The organism is Gilliamella sp. Imp1-1 (genome assembly GCF_001690415.1).
Taxonomy (GTDB): Bacteria; Pseudomonadota; Gammaproteobacteria; order Enterobacterales; family Orbaceae; genus Gilliamella; species Gilliamella bombi.
In genome coordinates this window covers 1-3,129 of sequence record NZ_LZHK01000133.1, presented here as the reverse complement: position 1 = coordinate 3,129, position 3,129 = coordinate 1, and the positions used below count along the sequence as shown (strand labels likewise).

Annotated in this window: 2 protein-coding genes and 1 pseudogene; all 3 read right to left on the bottom strand. The window is 28.8% G+C overall.

What is annotated here, in order from left to right:
* On the bottom strand, positions 1-1,224 hold a 1,224-nt coding region (locus A9G38_RS11115; protein ID WP_051634268.1), incomplete at its 3' end, for an acyltransferase.
* A 23-nt stretch (positions 1,225-1,247) separates the two neighbouring features.
* Positions 1,248-2,396 carry a capsule biosynthesis protein gene (locus A9G38_RS11110; RefSeq protein WP_162162658.1) on the bottom strand — a complete coding sequence of 383 codons (1,149 nt, stop codon included), beginning with the start codon at positions 2,394-2,396 and terminating at the stop codon, positions 1,248-1,250.
* Positions 2,397-2,746: 350 nt separating this feature from the next.
* A pseudogene (locus A9G38_RS12665) lies at positions 2,747-3,040 on the bottom strand (transposase).
* Positions 3,041-3,129: the final 89 nt, after the last annotated feature.

The following is a 3,129-nucleotide window of genomic DNA, read 5'->3' as shown; positions in this document are numbered from 1 at the left end:
TATTAGAGTTTTGGTTGTTTTTTCGAAATAAACAATATCTTGAATAACATATAGTTTTAATATCAATTCATCATTTTGATAAAACGATTCTTTAAAATCCTCACTTTTAAGATCACTATAATATTCTAATTTATTGAAAGTTAATTTTATCTCCAATTTATAAGTCCCATCAGGAATATCATTAATTGATAAACCTTCATTTCTAAAAGTGGACATGCCTGCTTTATCATAGCTAATATAATCACCATTAAATAACTTCCTACTAATATTTGGATCTGAAAATTTTGCTAATTGCTTTGAATAACATGAATTTTCATTGATAAATAATAAATAGTTGTTTATACATGGACTATATTCAGGGCAAGGAATACCAATAATGGCCGCAATTCCCTTTAAATAAATTTTATTTTCCTGAAGAAATATATTATATAATTCAACATAAGGATGATGTTTTGTTTTATCAATAGGATCTTCAAAAGGATTTAATTTGTGTATATTATGAAATACGCCTTGACCTACATATATAGGTTTGCTTTTAATTGTCTTATTCCAATATTCCTTTTTTGATTTTATTTGATTTTGATGGTTTCTAATCCAAGGTTCACAGAGCATTACATTAGGCCTTTCCCAAGCAATGTTATGCTTAGTAGATCGTGCGGGAGAACCTACAATTATACAATTATTTAGGTATTTCCCTTTTACTATGCTAGCAAACCCTACAACTGAACCTTCTCCAATTTGACCTCCAGATAAAACTACTGAATTAAAAGCAAACCATACATGCTCACCAATAATAATATCTTTAGATTTATTTACTCGTTTTCCTGTATTAACATCATAAATTGCATGAGCATCATCTGAACGAATTTGGTTACCTGTAGAAAACATACAATCATCTCCAATGATGATTTTTGTTTTTTCTGCTGATGTGATATATATTTTATTTGTACAAGTTACATTATCGCCAATGTTAATGTAACAATGATAGCCAGCTCTTATTTGTCCTGATAAATTTCCATTCTCTCCAATAAGAATAACTGCATTATGTGATGGAAAATCAAAGTTGATATTATGAATATTACTTGTATCTGCAATAATTAACTTATTATTATTGCCAACAAAATTTACTGTTACATTATGCAAATTTTTTGGTGCAAAAACCAAATTTCCTTTATTATCTGAATAATAACCATCCACATTGATATTTTTTACTGTATATTCCATTTATGTTTTCTCGTATGAATAAATTACTCAATATTTAAATTAAAATCAGCATAATAAATGGATCCCTTAATTTGGGATTTATTATACAGATAGCTACGATACCTTTCAAACAACTGCGTATCAGGTTTCTGTCCTTCTTTCCAAAAACGGTTGAGCCCATTTTGAAAAGTTAACCCTTTTATATCATAATGTGCTTTACCGAGAGCAATAACAGGTAATCCATGAATCAAAGCTGAAAGTCCACAAGTACTGTTAACTGTTACCAATCCAATTGCTTTTCTAAGTATAATTGGCATAGAAACGCCATGGATATATATCACCCGTTTACTAACACCGTAACGGTTAGCCAATTTTTTGATTAATCGATTATAATTATTGAAACCTTCATCCATTGGATGATGCTTGATTAGCAAATAGCTTTTTTCATCAGCAAATAAAGAAAATGAACATATCACTCTGAAAATATATGATTTCATAGAGTGATAGGGGCTATGCTCTTGAATTTGAAAATCTTGATTGCATTGCAAAGGAAAAATATAGAATGGTTTATGCTCATTGTTAATAACATTTTTTATCAGTCTAGGTTCTATTAATTTTGATTTCAATCTTCTAATTAAAGCTAAAACCCAATGGGAAGCATAAAAAGATAATGATGTTTTTCTATGGTGTATATAATTAGAATATTTATATTTCTTTAATAGCATAAAAATATAATAAATAACACTGTAGCGAATCATTGAATAATAATGAGACTTCCCATTACTTTTATCTATAGAGGTAATTCCAATATTTTCATAAAAATCATGATTTTTGGGTAATAGAGAAAAACCATTAACCCCATCTTTCTCAAAAGTAATATAATGAGGTCTAAGATAACCCTCTTCAAACACCCAAAATGATAAATTTGGATTAGAATCTGCTATCGACTTAGCTATTTTGTGGTATATCCGACAATCACCAAAAACAATAATCGCATCGATAGAATGTTGATAGATATAATCTTGTAAAAATTGTGGGAACTTTTCAACTGATTTACAGAAAGAAACACTATTTTTTGAATAAAAATACTCATCACCTCCATTTAAATTTATTTTATAGACGTTACATCCTGATTTTTTCAGCCATTCTGCAACCTTTTTAAAAAAAGGTCCAACAGGGCCTTGTAGAAACAATATGTTTTTTTGAGTATGAATTAGTTCGTGTAAATAATGGTTCATTGCTTTATTAAAAGTAACAAATTATACATTAAAAACTATTTACTACTTGAATAATTTATTTTTATTGTAATAAAAAGTATTTATGAAAATTTAATTTATTAGTCTATTCCTACAATATTTATTTTCAATTAACCAACAAAATAAAACGTCCATATTGAAACTTAAAGAAACAAAGTTTAACAAAACGTACTATTTTGCATAACATAGCAGTATGTTAACATAAAAATACAAGTTTGTAATTATTTTGTAAATACCCGAAACTTAGTGTAAATGCCCCAAACTTAGTACACAACTCACGTAGAAAATTAAGCTGCTTGTTTTAGTGTTTTATACTCAATCGGTGTCATGTTATTTAATGCCTCATGCGGTCTTTCGGTGTTATAAATCGTTAGCCATTCTTCGGTTATTCACCTTGCTTGTGCTAAGTTGTTAAAAAGATATAAATCAAGTACTTCAGTACGATAGGTACGATTAAATCGTTCAATATAACCATTTTGATAAGGGCTACCGGGCTTTATATAATCAATGGCTATATCATGTGATTTAGCCCAGTTTATAAAGTTTTTTCCTGTAAATTCTGGCCCATTATCGACCCGTATTTTTAATGGATATCCATGATATTCGGCCAGTTTATCTAAGTAACGGGTAATCCTTCCTGCTGGTAAGCTGACTGCAATATCAATACCTA